The 14,654-nt window shown below is 73.5% G+C and carries 12 protein-coding genes; 4 read left to right on the forward strand and 8 right to left on the reverse strand.

What is annotated here, in order from left to right; translation table 11 throughout:
• Nucleotides 1–50: 50 nt before the first annotated feature.
• From IE271_RS17560 to IE271_RS17570, 3 genes are all read right to left on the reverse strand, one after another.
• A complete protein-coding gene (locus IE271_RS17560; RefSeq protein WP_190191278.1) occupies nt 51–998 on the reverse strand; it encodes an SPFH domain-containing protein in 948 nt (315 codons plus the stop codon).
• 130 nt (nt 999–1,128) lie between these two features.
• Nucleotides 1,129–1,557 carry an NfeD family protein gene (locus IE271_RS17565; RefSeq protein ID WP_190191279.1) on the reverse strand — a complete coding sequence of 143 codons (429 nt, stop codon included), beginning with the start codon at nt 1,555–1,557 and terminating at the stop codon, nt 1,129–1,131.
• Nucleotides 1,558–1,628: 71 nt separating this feature from the next.
• Nucleotides 1,629–2,426 carry an ABC transporter ATP-binding protein gene (locus IE271_RS17570; protein ID WP_190191280.1) on the reverse strand — a complete coding sequence of 266 codons (798 nt, stop codon included), beginning with the start codon at nt 2,424–2,426 and terminating at the stop codon, nt 1,629–1,631.
• 123 nt (nt 2,427–2,549) lie between these two features.
• On the opposite strand from IE271_RS17570, the gene IE271_RS17575 reads away from it, so the two are divergent.
• Complete coding sequence (locus tag IE271_RS17575) at nt 2,550–3,398, forward strand: Rv1486c family protein (protein WP_190191281.1); 849 nt, start codon at nt 2,550–2,552, stop codon at nt 3,396–3,398.
• Nucleotides 3,399–3,550: 152 nt separating this feature from the next.
• Here IE271_RS17575 and IE271_RS17580 read toward each other — a convergent pair whose 3' ends face one another.
• The 3 genes from IE271_RS17580 to IE271_RS17590 all read right to left on the reverse strand — a co-directional run bounded on the left by IE271_RS17580 (nt 3,551) and on the right by IE271_RS17590 (nt 5,753).
• Nucleotides 3,551–3,799, reverse strand: coding sequence for a chaplin (locus IE271_RS17580; protein WP_190191282.1), 249 nt, complete (start codon nt 3,797–3,799; stop codon nt 3,551–3,553).
• A gap of 174 nt (nt 3,800–3,973) precedes the next feature.
• Nucleotides 3,974–4,615 carry a response regulator gene (locus tag IE271_RS17585; protein WP_190191283.1) on the reverse strand — a complete coding sequence of 214 codons (642 nt, stop codon included), beginning with the start codon at nt 4,613–4,615 and terminating at the stop codon, nt 3,974–3,976.
• The gene (locus IE271_RS17590) at nt 4,608–5,753 is read right to left on the reverse strand and encodes a GAF domain-containing sensor histidine kinase (protein ID WP_190191284.1); all 1,146 of its coding nucleotides are present in this window, start codon (nt 5,751–5,753) and stop codon (nt 4,608–4,610) included. Before IE271_RS17590 ends, IE271_RS17585 begins: the two co-directional genes overlap by 8 nt.
• 542 nt (nt 5,754–6,295) lie before the next feature.
• On the opposite strand from IE271_RS17590, the gene IE271_RS17595 reads away from it, so the two are divergent.
• Nucleotides 6,296–7,048 (forward strand): transglycosylase SLT domain-containing protein, encoded by a 753-nt coding sequence (locus IE271_RS17595; protein WP_190191285.1) that lies wholly within the window; start codon nt 6,296–6,298, stop codon nt 7,046–7,048.
• A 92-nt stretch (nt 7,049–7,140) separates the two neighbouring features.
• On the opposite strand, the gene IE271_RS17600 is transcribed toward IE271_RS17595, so the two are convergent.
• Nucleotides 7,141–9,678: an ABC transporter ATP-binding protein/permease gene (locus IE271_RS17600; protein ID WP_190191286.1), complete on the reverse strand. Its 2,538-nt coding sequence runs from the start codon at nt 9,676–9,678 to the stop codon at nt 7,141–7,143.
• A 241-nt stretch (nt 9,679–9,919) separates the two neighbouring features.
• Here IE271_RS17600 and IE271_RS17605 point away from each other — a divergent pair, with 241 nt between their 5' ends.
• Nucleotides 9,920–12,121, forward strand: a complete 2,202-nt coding sequence (locus IE271_RS17605; protein ID WP_190191287.1) for a streptophobe family protein — start codon at nt 9,920–9,922, stop codon at nt 12,119–12,121.
• A 543-nt stretch (nt 12,122–12,664) separates the two neighbouring features.
• Nucleotides 12,665–13,870, forward strand: coding sequence for a phosphoserine phosphatase SerB (gene serB / locus IE271_RS17610; protein ID WP_190191288.1), 1,206 nt, complete (start codon nt 12,665–12,667; stop codon nt 13,868–13,870).
• Nucleotides 13,871–13,969: 99 nt separating this feature from the next.
• Here serB and IE271_RS17615 read toward each other — a convergent pair whose 3' ends face one another.
• Nucleotides 13,970–14,488: a SixA phosphatase family protein gene (locus IE271_RS17615; protein WP_190191289.1), complete on the reverse strand. Its 519-nt coding sequence runs from the start codon at nt 14,486–14,488 to the stop codon at nt 13,970–13,972.
• Nucleotides 14,489–14,654 lie beyond the last annotated feature (166 nt).

Here is a 14,654-nt window from a genome sequence, read left to right on the forward strand (position 1 = left end):
GGGCCCGTCCCCCGAGGGGGACGGGCCCTCGCCCTGTCCGGGGTGTGCGGTCAGTCCGTGACGGACGGCTTCTCGCGGCGCTCCGTACCGACGCCGGACGCCGCGCCGCCCGAACCGCCGCCCATGGCGCCGAAGTTGCCGACGGCGCCCGACAGGCCCTTGAGGGCGTCGCCGATCTCGCTGGGGACGATCCAGAGCTTGTTGGCGTCGCCCTCGGCGATCTTCGGCAGCATCTGGAGGTACTGGTAGGAGAGCAGCTTCTGGTCCGGGTCGCCGGCGTGGATCGCCTCGAAGACCGTACGGACGGCCTGGGCCTCGCCCTCGGCCCTCAGGGCGGCGGCGCGGGCCTCGCCCTCGGCGCGCAGGATCGCGGACTGCTTCTCGCCCTCCGCGGTGAGGATCTGCGACTGGCGGATGCCCTCGGCGGTGAGGATCGCGGCGCGCTTGTCACGGTCGGCGCGCATCTGCTTCTCCATCGAGTCCTGGATGGAGGTGGGCGGCTCGATGGCCTTGAGCTCCACGCGGTTGACGCGGATGCCCCACTTGCCGGTGGCCTCGTCGAGGACGCCGCGCAGGGCCGCGTTGATCTCCTCGCGGGAGGTGAGGGTGCGCTCCAGGTCCATGCCGCCGATGATGTTGCGCAGCGTGGTGACGGTGAGCTGCTCGATGGCCTGGATGTAGCTGGCGACCTCGTACGTGGCCGCGCGCGCGTCGGTCACCTGGTAGTAGATGACCGTGTCGATGTTGACCACCAGGTTGTCCTGGGTGATCACCGGCTGGGGCGGGAAGGGCACGACCTGCTCGCGGAGGTCGATGCGGTTGCGGATCGTGTCGATGAACGGGACGACGATGTTGAGGCCGGCGTTGAGCGTCCGCGTGTAGCGCCCGAAGCGCTCGACGATGGCGGCGCTCGCCTGCGGGATGACCTGGATGGTCTTGATCAGCGCGATGAAGACCAACACCACCAGAATGATCAGGACGATGATGATCGGTTCCATCGTGGCTCCCCGTACCCTTCTCCGCCTCGGCTGTAGGAAGATCTCATGATTGCGGAAGATCTTGCTGGTCGAGTCTGACAGACCGTGGCGCGCCACGGCAGTCCTTCCGGCCACTTGAAGTGACGGGATGTCACATGACCACCGCGGTGGCGCCGTCGATCTCCACGACGTCCACTTCGCGGCCCACTTCGTAGGACTGGGTGGCGTCGAAGGAGCGGGCCGACCAGATCTCCCCGCCGAGCTTGATGCGGCCGCCGGTGCCGTCGACCCGCTCCAGGACGACGGCCGTGCGCCCCTTCAACGCGTCCACGTTCGTGGCGAGCCGGGGGCGCTCCGAGCGCTGCCGGGCCGCTATGGGGCGCACCACGGCGATGAGCGCGGACGAGACGACGGCGAAGACCACCACCTGCAGGACGGCGCCGCCGCCGAGCCCCGCGGTGACGGCGCCGGCGACGGCGCCCACGGCCAGCATCCCGAACTCCGGCATCGCCGTCACGACGAGCGGGATGCCCAGCCCGACGGCAGCGATCAGCCACCACACCCATGCGTCGATGTCCACCTCGTCATCGTAGGTCGGCGGACCCCCCGTACGACAGGGCGCAGATCGACTCCGCGGCGCCGCGCCCCGGGTCAGGACAGCGGCAGGCCCTGGGCGGTCCAGCGGTCGCCGATCTGCTCGACGACGAGGGGGAGGCCGAAGCACAACGACAGGTTGCGGGAGGTCAGCTCGAGCTCGATCGGGCCGGCGGCGAGCACCTTGCCCTGGCGGATCATCAGGACGTGCGTGAAGCCCGGGGCGATCTCCTCGACATGGTGGGTGACCATGATCATCGAGGGGGCGATGGGGTCGCGGGCGAGCCGGCCGAGGCGGCGCACGAGGTCCTCGCGGCCGCCGAGGTCGAGACCGGCGGCGGGCTCGTCGAGGAGCAGCAGCTCGGGGTCGGTCATCAGGGCGCGGGCGATCAGGGTGCGCTTGCGCTCGCCCTCGGAGAGGGTGCCGAAGCGGCGGTCCAGGTACTCGCTCATGCCGAGGCGGTCGAGGAAGGCGCGGGCGCGCTGCTCGTCGACGTCCTCGTAGTCCTCGCGCCAGCCGGCGGTCATGCCGTAGGCGGCGGTGAGCACGGTCTGCAGGACCGTCTGCCGCTTGGGGAGCTTCTCGGCCATGGCGATGCCGGCCATGCCGATGCGCGGGCGCAGCTCGAACACGTCGGTCCCCGGCTTGCCGAGGGTCTCGCCGAGGATGCTGACGCTCCCCTGGCTGGGGAAGAGGTAGCTGGACGCGACATTCAGGAGGGTCGTCTTGCCCGCGCCGTTCGGGCCGAGGATGGCCCAGCGCTCGCCCTCCTTGACCGACCAGGAGACCTGGTCCACCAGAGCGCGGCCCTCCCGGACCACGGATACGTCCTCCAGTTCCAGAACATCGCTCATGAGCGTGTTGTCTCCCCTTGTGCATGTCGGCCGTCGCGTACGCCGGTGGGCGCAGTCCCCTAGGAAATCTACGCCACCGGCCCGGCGGTCCCGTCCATCGGCCGGTGCTTTTAGGGTGGGGGCATGCTCTCGGAACCACGCTCAGGACGGCTGGCCGCATGGGGGAACGCCCTGTTGGCCGGGATTGTGTCCCCCGACGACGCCGTGCACGCCGTCACCGGCGGGGACGCGGTGCACCGGGTGGAGGGGATGCCCGGCGAGGAGGGGCCGGTCGGGCTCACGCTCGCCCTGGGGCGGCTGCGCTCCCTGGGGGCCCGGGGCCTGCGGGTCGCGCTGCCCGCGCCGGGGCACCCGCTCGGGCTGAGCGGGCCGCCGGAGTTCAACGCCCGCGCCCTGGAGGCCGAGGAGGCGGTCGTCTGCGAGGGGGCCGCGCTGGGCCTCGTGCCGGAGGTGCACGAGGCGGGGCCCGAGGGCGACGTGCACGTGGAGGTCGTCTGGCACTGCCTGCCCGTGCGCGAGGCGCCGCCGGCCGACGTGCCGTCCCTGGGCGAGGCCGAGCGGGAGCTGGCGGAGGCGCTGCGCGAGGCGACGGAGGTGCTGTCGCGGCTGGACGTGGCGGCGTCCGGGCCGGTCGCGGAGGCAGCGATCGACGCGTACCGGGCGCGGACCGAAGGGGCGGCGCGGAGCGCCTCACCGGCGGGTGGAGGCCGGGCGACGGGCGGGCGGGAGCTGCTGGCGCCCGGGTACCCGCCGCGCGCCGTGCGGGTGCTGGAGATGGCGCAGCGCGTGGGGCTGCTCGTCTCCCTGGCGTACGAGAGCGGGCACGGCGGGGCCGTGAGCGCCTCGGAGATGGCGGCGCGGGCGCAGGCGCTGCGGCCGGTCGAGCGGACCGCCAGGCGGGCGCAGGTGGCGGCGTACAACGCGTTCGTGGAGGAGCGGGACCGCGAGCGGCAGCGGGGGTGGCGGGCCTGACGGGGCGTACGGCGCCCCTGCCCGGCGATCGTCCGGCGGTGAGGACCGCGGGTCCGGCGGTGAGGACCGCGGACTCCCCCGGCACGCGGAACGGCCCCTCGGAGGCCCTGGGGCTCCGAGGGGCCGGTGGTCTCTGCCGGACCGGGGTCGCGTCAGTGGTTGAGGCCGAGGTTGCCGAAGGCCGGGTTCAGCACGCCGACCACGTTCACCGTGTTGCCCACCACGTTCAGCGGGATGTGCACCGGGGCCTGGACGACGTTGCCCGAACCGACGCCGGGCGAGTTCACGGCCGTGCCCCCGGCGTGCGCGCCGCCCTCGGTGGCGGAGGCGAAACCGGCACTGGCGGCGACCAGGCCACCGGCCACCATCGTGACGGCTGCGGCCTTCTTCAGGTTCATCACTGTCTCTGAGCCCTCCTCGTGATCACTGCGGCAGGCGCCGCAGCACGCACTGGAGAACGGCGGAGCCCCGCGGAGGATGCGCCGTTCGGGGGACATTCCCACGACGGTATGAATCTCGGTCCTTCATGCAACCATTCGGTGATCACATCATTCCGGCGCGCCGGCCTGCGCGGATCAGTCCGCCACCCCGTGCCGTACGGCCCACAGGGCGGCCTGGGTGCGGTCGGCGAGGTCGAGCTTCATCAGGATGTTCGACACGTGCGTCTTGACGGTCTTCTCGGACAGGACGAGGGCGCGGGCGATCTCGCGGTTGGACCGGCCGTCGGCGATCAGGCCGAGCACCTCGCGCTCCCGGTCGGTGAGCGAGCCGCCCCTGCCCTGGCCCGGCTGGGGCACCTCCTGGGACAGCAGCGCGTCGGCCACCTCGGGCTGCAGCAGGACGTGCCCGGCGTGCACCGAGCGGATGGCCGCGGCGAGCGCGTCGGGGTCCACGTCCTTGTAGACGTAACCGGCGGCGCCCGCGCGCAGGGCGGGGACCACCGTGCGCTGCTCGGTGAAGCTGGTGACGATCAGCACGCGCGCGGGGTTGCCGGCCGCGCGCAGCCGGCGCAGCGCCTCGACGCCGTCCGTGCCGGGCATCCTGACGTCCATGAGGACGACGTCGGGCCGCAGCTCCTCGGTGCGGGCGACCCCCTCGTCGCCGTCCGCCGCCTCGCCCACGACCTCGATGTCGTCCTGCACCTCCAGGAAGGTGCGCAGGCCCCGGCGGACGACCTGGTGGTCGTCGACCAGGAGCACCTTGACCGCGTCAGCCACCGGGAACCTCCATCTCGATCGTGGTGCCCCTGCCGGGCGCCGATTCCACCGTGAGCCGGCCGCCGACCCCGCCGGCCCGGTCCCGCATGGAGACGAGGCCGAGGTGGCGTCCCGCGCTGCGCACCGCCTCCGGGTCGAAGCCCTCGCCGTCGTCGGTCACGCGCAGGACCGCCCCGGAGCCGCGCCGGTCGAGGACGACCTCCACGCGGGCGCCCCCGGAGTGGCGCAGCGCGTTGTGCAGCGCCTCCTGGGCGACGCGCAGGACGGCCTCCTCCTGGGCGGCGGGCAGGGCGCGCACGCCCCGGCTCTCGAACGTCACGCGCGCGGAGTGGGCGCGGTCGAGGACCTGGACCTGGGTGCGCAGGGTGGCGACCAGACCGTCCTCGTCGAGGGCCGCGGGGCGCAGCTCCACGACGGCGGCGCGCAGTTCGTCGGCGGCCTCGGCGGCGAGCGCGGCCACCTGCTGCAGCTCGCTCTTGGCGCGGCGGGGGTCGCGGTCGACCAGGGCGGAGGCGGCCTGGGCGGTCAGGCGCAGGGAGAACAGCTTCTGGCTGACGGCGTCGTGCAGCTCGTGGGCCAGACGCGAGCGCTCCTCGGCGATCGTCAGCTCCCGGCTGCGCTCGTAGAGGCGGGCGTTGGTGAGGGCGATCGCGGCGTGCTGGGCGAGGATCGACAGCAGCTCCTCGTCGTCCTCGGTGAAACCGCAGCCGCCGTCCGGCCTGGGGCACTGCTTGTCGGCGAGGAAGAGGGCGCCGAGGACCTCCTCGCCGTCCCGGACGGGCAGGCCCAGGAAGTCGGACATCTCGGGGTGGGCGCTCGGCCAGCCCTCGAAGCGCGGGTCCTTGCGCACGTCGGCCAGGCGCTGCGTCTTCGCCTCGTGCAGCATCGCGGCGAGGATGCCGTGCTGGCGGGGCAGCGGGCCGATGGCCCGCCACTGCTCGTCGCTGACGCCGTCGACGACGAACTGGGCGAAGCCCCCGTGGTCGTCGGGCACTCCGAGCGCCGCGTACTTCGCGTCGAGCAGCTCGCGGGCCGAGGCGACGATCGTCTTGAGGACGTCGCGCACCTCCAGGTGCCTGCTCATGGCCAGCAGCGCGGCGCTCACCGCGGACAGGCCGGACCGGGGGCCGTGGCTCATGTCCCTCACGGTACCGGCGGGTCGTGACACCCCGTATCCGGCCGGGGGCGGTGGTGCCCGGGTCCGGGGACCTAGGACGGAAGGCCCGGGTCCCGGGTGCGACGGGCCCGGCCCGCTTCCGGACGGGCGGGGCCGGCCGCGCCGTCCTCGACGCGGGTCCGGGCGTCCGCTCCGCCCCGTCGCGACGGCCGGCACGGGGCGTCACCCAGCGCATTGCTCGTGCAACACGACGTGACACCGAAGCGCGGCCCGTGTGAGCCCGCGCATAGGGCACAGGTCACGTACGAAAGGGCATAGGAGACAGATAACGACAGCGTGAGCGGGAGTGATGGGCAATTCGTTCCGCTTCGCCCGTCCCTGATCCACTATCGCGGATCGTACGTCACACCTTTGCCACGGTTTTTTGCGGCCGCTAAGAATTGCAACCGTCGCCTGGTGCCGCAGTCTTCCCGCGGCGTCCGTGCCGGAAACGTCGAACCCACCGACGCCCGTCCCCCACCGGCCACGGCGGCCTCCCGCACTTCGAAGAGGTCCATTCAGCCATGCCCAAGTACCACCGCATCACCCGCCCTGGTCTCGCGCTGACCAGGACCCACCGGCTCTCCCTCGCCGGCGTCGCCGCCCTCGGCACCGCCGCCCTGACCTTCTCCCTCGTGCCCGGCGGCGCCGAGGCGAGCTCCACCACGGAGCTCTCCGCCGCCACCGCGTCGACCTACGCCCAGCGGATCCACTCCGAGCCGGTCCAGGACGTCAGGGCGAGCATCACCGACCAGGCCGCCGGCGCCATGGTCAAGGCCGAGGCCGTCGAGGCGAAGAAGAAGGCCGCCGACGCCGCCGCCGCGAAGAAGGCCGCCGAGGCCAGGGCCGCACGGGACGCCGCGGCGAGGAAGGCGGCGCAGGAGCGGGCGGCCGAGGAGGCCGCGAGCCGGTCCGCGCAGCGCCCCCGGGTCGAGCAGGCGGCCGCGAAGACCTACGCGAACAACCTCGACGGCTGGATCCGCGAGGCGCTCGACATCATGAAGCGGCACGACATCCCGGGCACCTACGAGGGCCTGCACCGCAACATCATGCGGGAGTCCTCCGGCAACCCGAACGCGATCAACGACTGGGACATCAACGCGATCAACGGCGTCCCCTCGATCGGCCTGCTGCAGATCATCAAGCCGACCTTCGACGCGTACCACGTCCCGGGCACGGCCTGGAGCCAGTACGACCCGGTCGCCAACCTCACGGCCGCCGCCAACTACGCGGCCCACCGGTACGGCTCGATCGACAACGTCAACAGCGCCTACTGAGATCCCGCGCGGACCTCTCGCGGTCTCGCCGGTGGGGACGGCGAAGGGCGGCACCCCCTCGGGGTGCCGCCCTTCGCGTGTGCGCGCGGAGCCTACTTGCGCATGACCTCCGGCTCGTGGCGCCGCAGGAAGCGGGCGACGAAGAAGCCGCACAGGGCGCCGAGTGCGAGCAGGGCCGCCATGTCGATGCCCCAGGCCGAGGCCTCGTGGTCCCACAGCGGGTCCGTGCTGGCCGGGTCGTCGGTGTTCGGGTTGATCCTGTTGAAGTCCAGCGTGGTGCCGGCGGCCGCGACCGCCCAGCGCGACGGCATCAGGTACGAGAACTCGTTGACGCCGGCGGTGCCGTGCAGGATGAACAGGCAGCCCGTGAAGACGACCTGGATGATCGCGAACATCACCAGCAGCGGCATGGTCTTCTCGGCGGTCTTCACCAGCGAGGAGATGATCAGGCCGAACATCATCGAGGTGAAGCCGAGCGCCATGATCGGCAGGGACAGCTCCAGGAGCACGGCGTTGCCGAGGACGAGGCCCTCCTCGGGGATCTCCCGGCTGGAGAAGCCGATGGCGCCGACCATGAGGCCCTGCAGCACCGTGATGGTGCCGAGCACGATCACCTTCGACATCAGGTACGCGGACCGGGACAGACCGGTCGCGCGCTCCCGCTCGTAGATCACCCGTTCCTTGATCAGCTCACGGACGGAGTTGGCCGCGCCCGCGAAGCAGGCGCCGACCGCGAGGATCAGCAGGACGGTGGTGGCCGTTCCGTTCGGGGTGCTGATGCCCGTCTTGGGGTTCGGCGGGTTCACCAGCAGGCCGCGGTCCGGGTCGATGAGCAGGCTCACCGCGCCCAGCACCGCCGGCAGGATCACCGTCAGCGCCAGGAAGCCCTTGTCGGAGGCGATGACCGACACGTACCGCCGGATCAGCGTCATCAGCTGCGAGCCCCAGCCCTGCGGCTTGGGCGGCCTGATCGCCTGCGGCGGGGCCACGGGCGCGGACTGCGGGGCGACGGCGTCGATGTCCGCGGCGTACATCTGGTAGTGCTGCGAGCCCTTCCAGCGGCCCGCCCAGTCGTAGTCGCGGTAGTTCTCGAAGGCGGAGAAGACGTCGGCCCAGGTCTCGTAGCCGAAGAAGTTCAGCGCCTCCTCCGGCGGGCCGAAGTAGGCGACCGAGCCGCCCGGCGCCATCACCAGGAGCTTGTCGCAGATCGCCAGCTCGGCCACGGAGTGCGTGACGACGAGGACCGTGCGGCCGTCGTCGGCGAGGCCGCGCAGCAGCTGCATGACGTCGCGGTCCATGCCCGGGTCGAGGCCGGAGGTCGGCTCGTCCAGGAAGATCAGCGACGGCTTGGTGAGCAGCTCCAGGGCCACCGAGACGCGCTTGCGCTGGCCGCCGGAGAGGGAGGTGACCTTCTTCTCCTTGTGGATGTCCAGCTTCAGCTCGCGCAGCACCTCGTCGATGCGGGCCTCGCGCTCGGCGGCCGTGGTGTCCGCGGGGAAGCGCAGCTTGGCCGCGTACTTGAGCGCCTTCTTGACGGTCAGTTCCTTGTGCAGGATGTCGTCCTGCGGGACCAGGCCTATGCGCTGGCGCAGCTCGGCGAACTGCTTGTAGAGGTTCCGGTTGTCGTAGAGGACGTCGCCCTGGTTGGCGGGGCGGTAGCCCGTGAGGGCCTTCAGGAGCGTCGACTTGCCGGAGCCGGAGGGACCGATGACCGCGATGAGCGACTTCTCCGGGACGCCGAAGGAGACGTCCTTGAGGATCTGCTTGCCGCCGTCGACCGTGACGGTGAGGTGTCTGGCCGAGAAGGAGACCTCACCGGTGTCGACGAACTCCTCGAGCCGGTCGCCGACGATCCGGAACGTCGAGTGGCCGACGCCGACGATGTCGGTCGGGCCGAGCAGCTGCGTGCCGCCCTTGGCGATCGGCTGGCCGTTGACGTACGTGCCGTTGTGCGAGCCGAGGTCGCGGATCTCGAAGCGGCCGTCGGGCGTCGCGTGGAACTCGGCGTGGTGGCGCGAGACCTGGAGGTCGGAGACGACCAGCTCGTTCTCCAGGGCGCGGCCGATGCGCATGACGCGGCCGAGGGCGAGCTGGTGGAACGTTGTGGGGCTGCGGTCGCCGTAGACCGGCGGCGCCCCCGCGCCCTCACCGGGTGCGTACTGCTGCGGGACGTGGCCCTGCGGCGGGTACGGGGTCTGCTGCTGCTGCGCCTGCGCGTACCGGCCGGCGTCCGCGCCCTGCGCCGCGTACGGCTGCTGGGGCTGGGCGTACTGCTGCGCCTGCTGCGGCGCGGCGACGGCGGCGGCGCTCGCACCGGCACCGGCGGCGGCGGGCGCGCCCGCGCCGGAGGCGGTCAGCCGCGGGCCGTCGGTCGCGTTGCCGAAGTGCACGGCCGCACCGGGGCCGATCTCGGTCCGGCTCACCCTGCGGCCCTGCACGAACGTGCCGTTGGTGCTGCCGTGGTCCTCGACGATCCAGCTCCGGCCGTCCCAGCCGATGGTGGCGTGCCGCCAGGACACCCTGGCGTCGTCGAGCACGATGTCCCCCTGCGGATCGCGTCCCAGGGCGTACGACCTGGACGCGTCGAGCGTCCAGGTCCGTCCATTCAATTCCAGTACGAGTTCCGGCACTCCATGCCCCACTGAGTTGTCCCCCGAGTTACCCCCGTCGCAGGGAGTCTAGGGATGTCGAACATCGGGGGGAACTATTTCAGGCTCGGCCCCCTGACTGAAATCCGGGCCTTGCGACGGGCGGGCAGGGGCTGCTCGCCCGTGGCCGTTGACGCGCCCGAAACCGGCCCGGAGAGTGGTAATCCCACACGAGGAGGACATCCTCGGTGGCGAGACCGCGGCGCGGACCGGGGGGCCGAGGATGAGCGACGAGACCGCGAGCCGGGGCCGGCGGATTCCCTGGGGTGATGTGCTGCTCACCGCGATCGCCGCCGTGAGCTGGGCGTTGATCGGGATGGCCGGGACGGCGGCGCTCGGCCTGCACCTGCTGGACGCGGACGCGGCGGGCGCGCTCGGGCCGATGGCGGCGGCGGTCGTGGCGCTCGGGGCGGGCGGTTCGGTGACGCCCTCCGGCGACCTCTCGGCGTTCGGCCTGTCGGACATGGAGGCGGCGACCGCCCTCAGGATCACGCCACTGGGCGTGGGGCTGGTGGGTGCGCTCCTGCTCTCCGCCTTCTTCCTGCGCTCGCTGCGGGGCGCGGGCGCGGTGGTCGCGCCCGCCGAACTCGCCGCCCGCGCCTGCGCGGTGGCCGGGCTCTTCGTGGCGACGCTGGGCGGCCTGGCCCGGGCCGGGCACGACGTGATCACGTTCGACGGAGCGGCGCTCGGGCTCGACGGCGCGGCGGGGCCGGGCGGCGGCTCCGGCCTCACCGGCGACCTGCCCGGCGGACTCGGCGACATCGGCGGCGTCGGTGACATCGGCGGGCTGCTGCCGGACCGGCTCGGGGAGCTCGCCGACGCGAAGGCCACGGTCGGGTTCACCGTCGACCTGGTGCCCACGCTGCTCGGCGGCCTGGTCTGGGTGGCCGGCGTGCTGGTGGTCGCGCTGCTGGCCTCGCGCCGCACACCGCTGCCGCGCGGCTGGGACGCGGTGCACCGCGTGGTGCGCCCGGCGGCGTCCGCGCTGGTCACGGCGGTGCTGGTGGCGGTCGTCGCGGCACTCGCGGCGGCGGCGTACGCGGCGATCGGCGACGCGCACCCGCGGCGCGTCGTGGGCGCCGCGCTCCTCGGCGCGCCCAATGGCGCCTGGCTGGGCGTTCTCCTCGGACTCCTCGTGCCCTGGGACGGCCGGGCCACCGGCACGCTGGGAGCGCTTCTGCCCGACCCCCTCGACGACCTCCTGCGCGCCGGCGCCGAGCGGCCCGTCACCGTGGGCCGGCTCGCCGAACTGGACGGCCGGGTCTGGCTGCTGGCGGCCGCGGCGGCCCTGACGATGCTGTACGCGGGGGTGCTCACGGCGGTGCGGACGCCGTTCGTACGGGCTGCGCGCACACGGGACGCGGGGTATCCCCTCGGGCGGGACGCGGGCGGTCCGTACGCGGGGGGCGCGGACCTGTACGCACGGGGAGACCTGCACGCGCGAGGCGGAGGGGCGCCGCCGGGAGCGGCGGGGGCGCGGGGCGACGGGCCGCTCGGCTTCGCGGGGCGCTGCGCGCTGCGGCTCGGCGTCCTGACGGCGCTGACGCTCCCGCTGCTGGTCCGGCTGACGGACGTGTCCGCGACCGCCTCGCTGTCGGTCCTCGGCTTCGACGCCTTCGGCGCCGGGCTCGACCTGCACGGACACCCCGGCGCGGCCCTGCTGCTCGGCGCGGTGTGGGGCGCGGGCGCGGGGGCGGCGGGTGCGCTGCTCGCGTACGCGTGCGGAGCCGCGGGACGGCGGGCGGCGCCTGCGGCACGGGGTGGGACGCGAGGCGGTCCGGGAGCGGTGCCCGGGGACACGGGTACGGCGGTCCTCCATGCAGGGGCTCAGGGTCGGGCGGCTCCGGGTCCGGGAGCGGTGCCCAGGGACACGGGTACGGAGATCCTCCCTGCGGGGGCGCCAGGGCGGGCGGCTCCGGGGCCGGGGGCTCCGGTTCCGGGGCCGGGAATTCCGAGGACGGGAGGTGCGGGGGCGGGGATCCCGGGCGGGGCGGGGCAGGCGCCCGGGGCGGCTGACACTCCGGTGGCCGGTGCTTCGGTGCCGAACGCCTCGGTGCCGAACGCTTCAGTGCCGGGACCGGCGCCGTCCGGTGGGGCGGGCCCGTACCGGCCGACGACTCCCTACCGTCCGGTGAACCCGGACACGAACCCCTACTTGCGCCTGCCCGAAGGGCTGCGCCCGCCGCAGGCACCGCCGCCGGAGCCGGAGGAACCGGAGGAAGCCGAAGAACCTGAGGACGCCCGGCCCCCCGAGGCTCCCGGGCGGCCCGGGGAGGGGCGGCCGCCCGACGTGCACGGGGCGCCCACGGTGGCCGGGCCGCTGACGCCGCCGCGGACTCCCCGCCCGCGGCCCCGACCGAAGCCGCCGCCTCCGCCGTCCGGGGAGGGGCCGCCCCCGCCGGGGACACCGCGCGGGCGGCGATGAGACGAGGGGCAGCGGAGCCGGCTCGCTCCGAAGGTCCGGTGATCCAGGTCGTGAGGGTCCGGGCGGCCCCGGTCGTGAAGGCCCGGTGACCCGGGTCATAAGGGTCCGGCCGGGGCGGGTCGGGCGGCTCCGCCCGGGACGGCGACCGGGTCCCCGGCCGGCGCACCGTGACGCCTCACGGAGCAGCCGTACCGCGCGGAGCGCACCGAGTGCGCGCACCGCTCGGGGCATCCGCCCGGACGGACCGCGAGCGCGGGCGCGGCCCCTCCCCCTCACGGCACCGCCCGCTCTCACCTCATGACCCGCCGGGGCCGTCGCCGCTCGCCCCGGCCGGCCGAGGCCGAGGACGCGGTTGCCGGCCCGCCGGTGGAACGACACGTTCCGGAGGCCGGCGGGCACACGCCCGCCCCGAGTCTCCCGGGCGGGACACGAGGAAGGCCGCGGACACGGGAACCGGCCACCGGACGGACACCCGCTGTTCGCTGTCCGCCAGGCGGACCACAGGGGCGGACCGCCTGGGGCGCCGGATACGGTTGGAGCATCATGAGCGCTTCGCAGACCTCTGACGTCCCCACTCTCCTCGTCAAGATCTTCGGCAAGGACCGTCCCGGGATCACCGCCGGGCTCTTCGACACCCTCGCCGCCTACTCGGTCGACGTGGTCGACATCGAACAGGTCGTCACCCGTGGCCGGATCGTGCTGTGCGCGCTCGTGACCCAGCCGTCGGCGGGCCTCGAGGGCGACCTGCGGGCCACCGTCCACAGCTGGGCGGACTCGATGAGGCTGCAGGCGGAGATCATCTCCGGGATCGGCGACAACCGCCCGCGCGGCCACGGGCGGTCGCTCGTCACCGTGCTCGGGCACCCGCTGACCGCGGAGTCCACGGCCGCGATCGCCGCGCGGATCACCTCGACCGGCGGCAACATCGACCGCGTCTTCCGGCTCGCCAAGTATCCGGTGACGGCGGTGGAGTTCGCGGTGTCGGGTACGGAGACCGAGGCGCTGCGCACGGCCCTGGCGACCGAGGCGGCGGCGCTCGGCGTCGACATCGCGGTGGTCTCGGCGGGCCTGCACCGGCGCGCCCAGCGGCTGGTCGTCATGGACGTGGACTCCACCCTCATCCAGGACGAGGTGATCGAGCTCTTCGCCGCCCACGCCGGGTGCGAGGAGCAGGTGGCCGAGGTGACGGCCGCGGCGATGCGGGGCGAGCTGGACTTCGAGCAGTCGCTGCACGCGCGCGTGGCGCTGCTGGAGGGGCTCGACGCCTCCGTGGTGGACAAGGTGCGCAGCGAGGTCCGGCTGACGCCGGGCGCCCGCACCCTGATCCGTACGCTGAAGCGGCTCGGCTACCAGGTGGGCGTCGTCTCGGGCGGGTTCACCCAGGTCACGGACGATCTACGGGAGCGGCTCGGCCTCGACTTCGCGCAGGCCAACACGCTGGAGATCGTGGACGGGAAGCTCACCGGCAAGGTCACCGGCGAGATCGTGGACCGGGCCGGGAAGGCCCGGCTGCTGCGTCGCTTCGCGGCCGAGGCGGGGGTCCCGCTCGCGCAGACCGTGGCGATCGGCGACGGCGCCAACGACCTCGACATGCTGAACTCCGCGGGGCTCGGCGTCGCCTTCAACGCCAAGCCGGTGGTCCGCCAGGCCGCCCACACCGCGGTGAACGTCCCCTTCCTCGACACGGTCCTGTACCTGCTGGGCATCTCCCGCGAAGAGGTCGAGGCGGCGGACTCCCAGGAGAACTGAGCCCTCGGGTCGCGACCCGGGGCGCGACCCGCACCGGGCGGGGCGGCCCGGCACCCCACGGCGCCGGGCCTTTCTCGTACAAGGATGCGACCGCGACCGCTACTCGGTCGGCGCCCAGTAGTCGAGCAGGGTGGCCGTCCCGGGCTCCAGGGCCTTCCAGGAGCCGTCGAGGGAGAACACGGCGAAGGCCGCGGCGGGGAAACCGCGACGGCCCATCCGGTCCCGCGCGTCGCCCTCGGCCCTGCCCGGAATGATCTCCGCGAGGCCCTGGATGCCGGGATTGTGGCCGATGAGGACCACGTTCTGGACGTCGTCCGGCATCTCGTTCAGCAGCGCGATCAGCTCGCCCGGCGTGGCCTCGTAGATCCGCTCCTCGTAGACGGTTTTCGGCCGCTGCGGGAACTCCTGGACGGCGAGCTTCCAGGTCTCGCGGGTCCGGGTCGCGGTGGAGCAGAGGGCCAGGTCGAAGGGGATGCCGGTGTCGGCCAGCCTGCGCCCGGCGACGGCGGCGTCCTTGCGGCCCCGGTCGGCGAGCGGCCGCTCGTGGTCGGCGACCTGGGGCCAGTCGGCCTTCGCATGCCGGAAAAGGACAATCCTGCGGGGTTCTGCGACGCTCATGGGTCCCAGCTTCGCATGAAACACGCCACAGGGCGCAGGGAGTTGACGGGCCGATCCGGCGAAGCCGGTGACGGCGGCACCGACGGGAGCGGGGGCCGCCCGGAGGCGGTACGGAAAACGGGTCGACCGCCCGCGGTGCAGGGGTGACGGGCCGGGGGCCGGACGG

It is taken from the genome of Streptomyces minutiscleroticus, assembly GCF_014650875.1.
Taxonomy (GTDB): domain Bacteria; phylum Actinomycetota; class Actinomycetes; order Streptomycetales; family Streptomycetaceae; genus Streptomyces; species Streptomyces minutiscleroticus.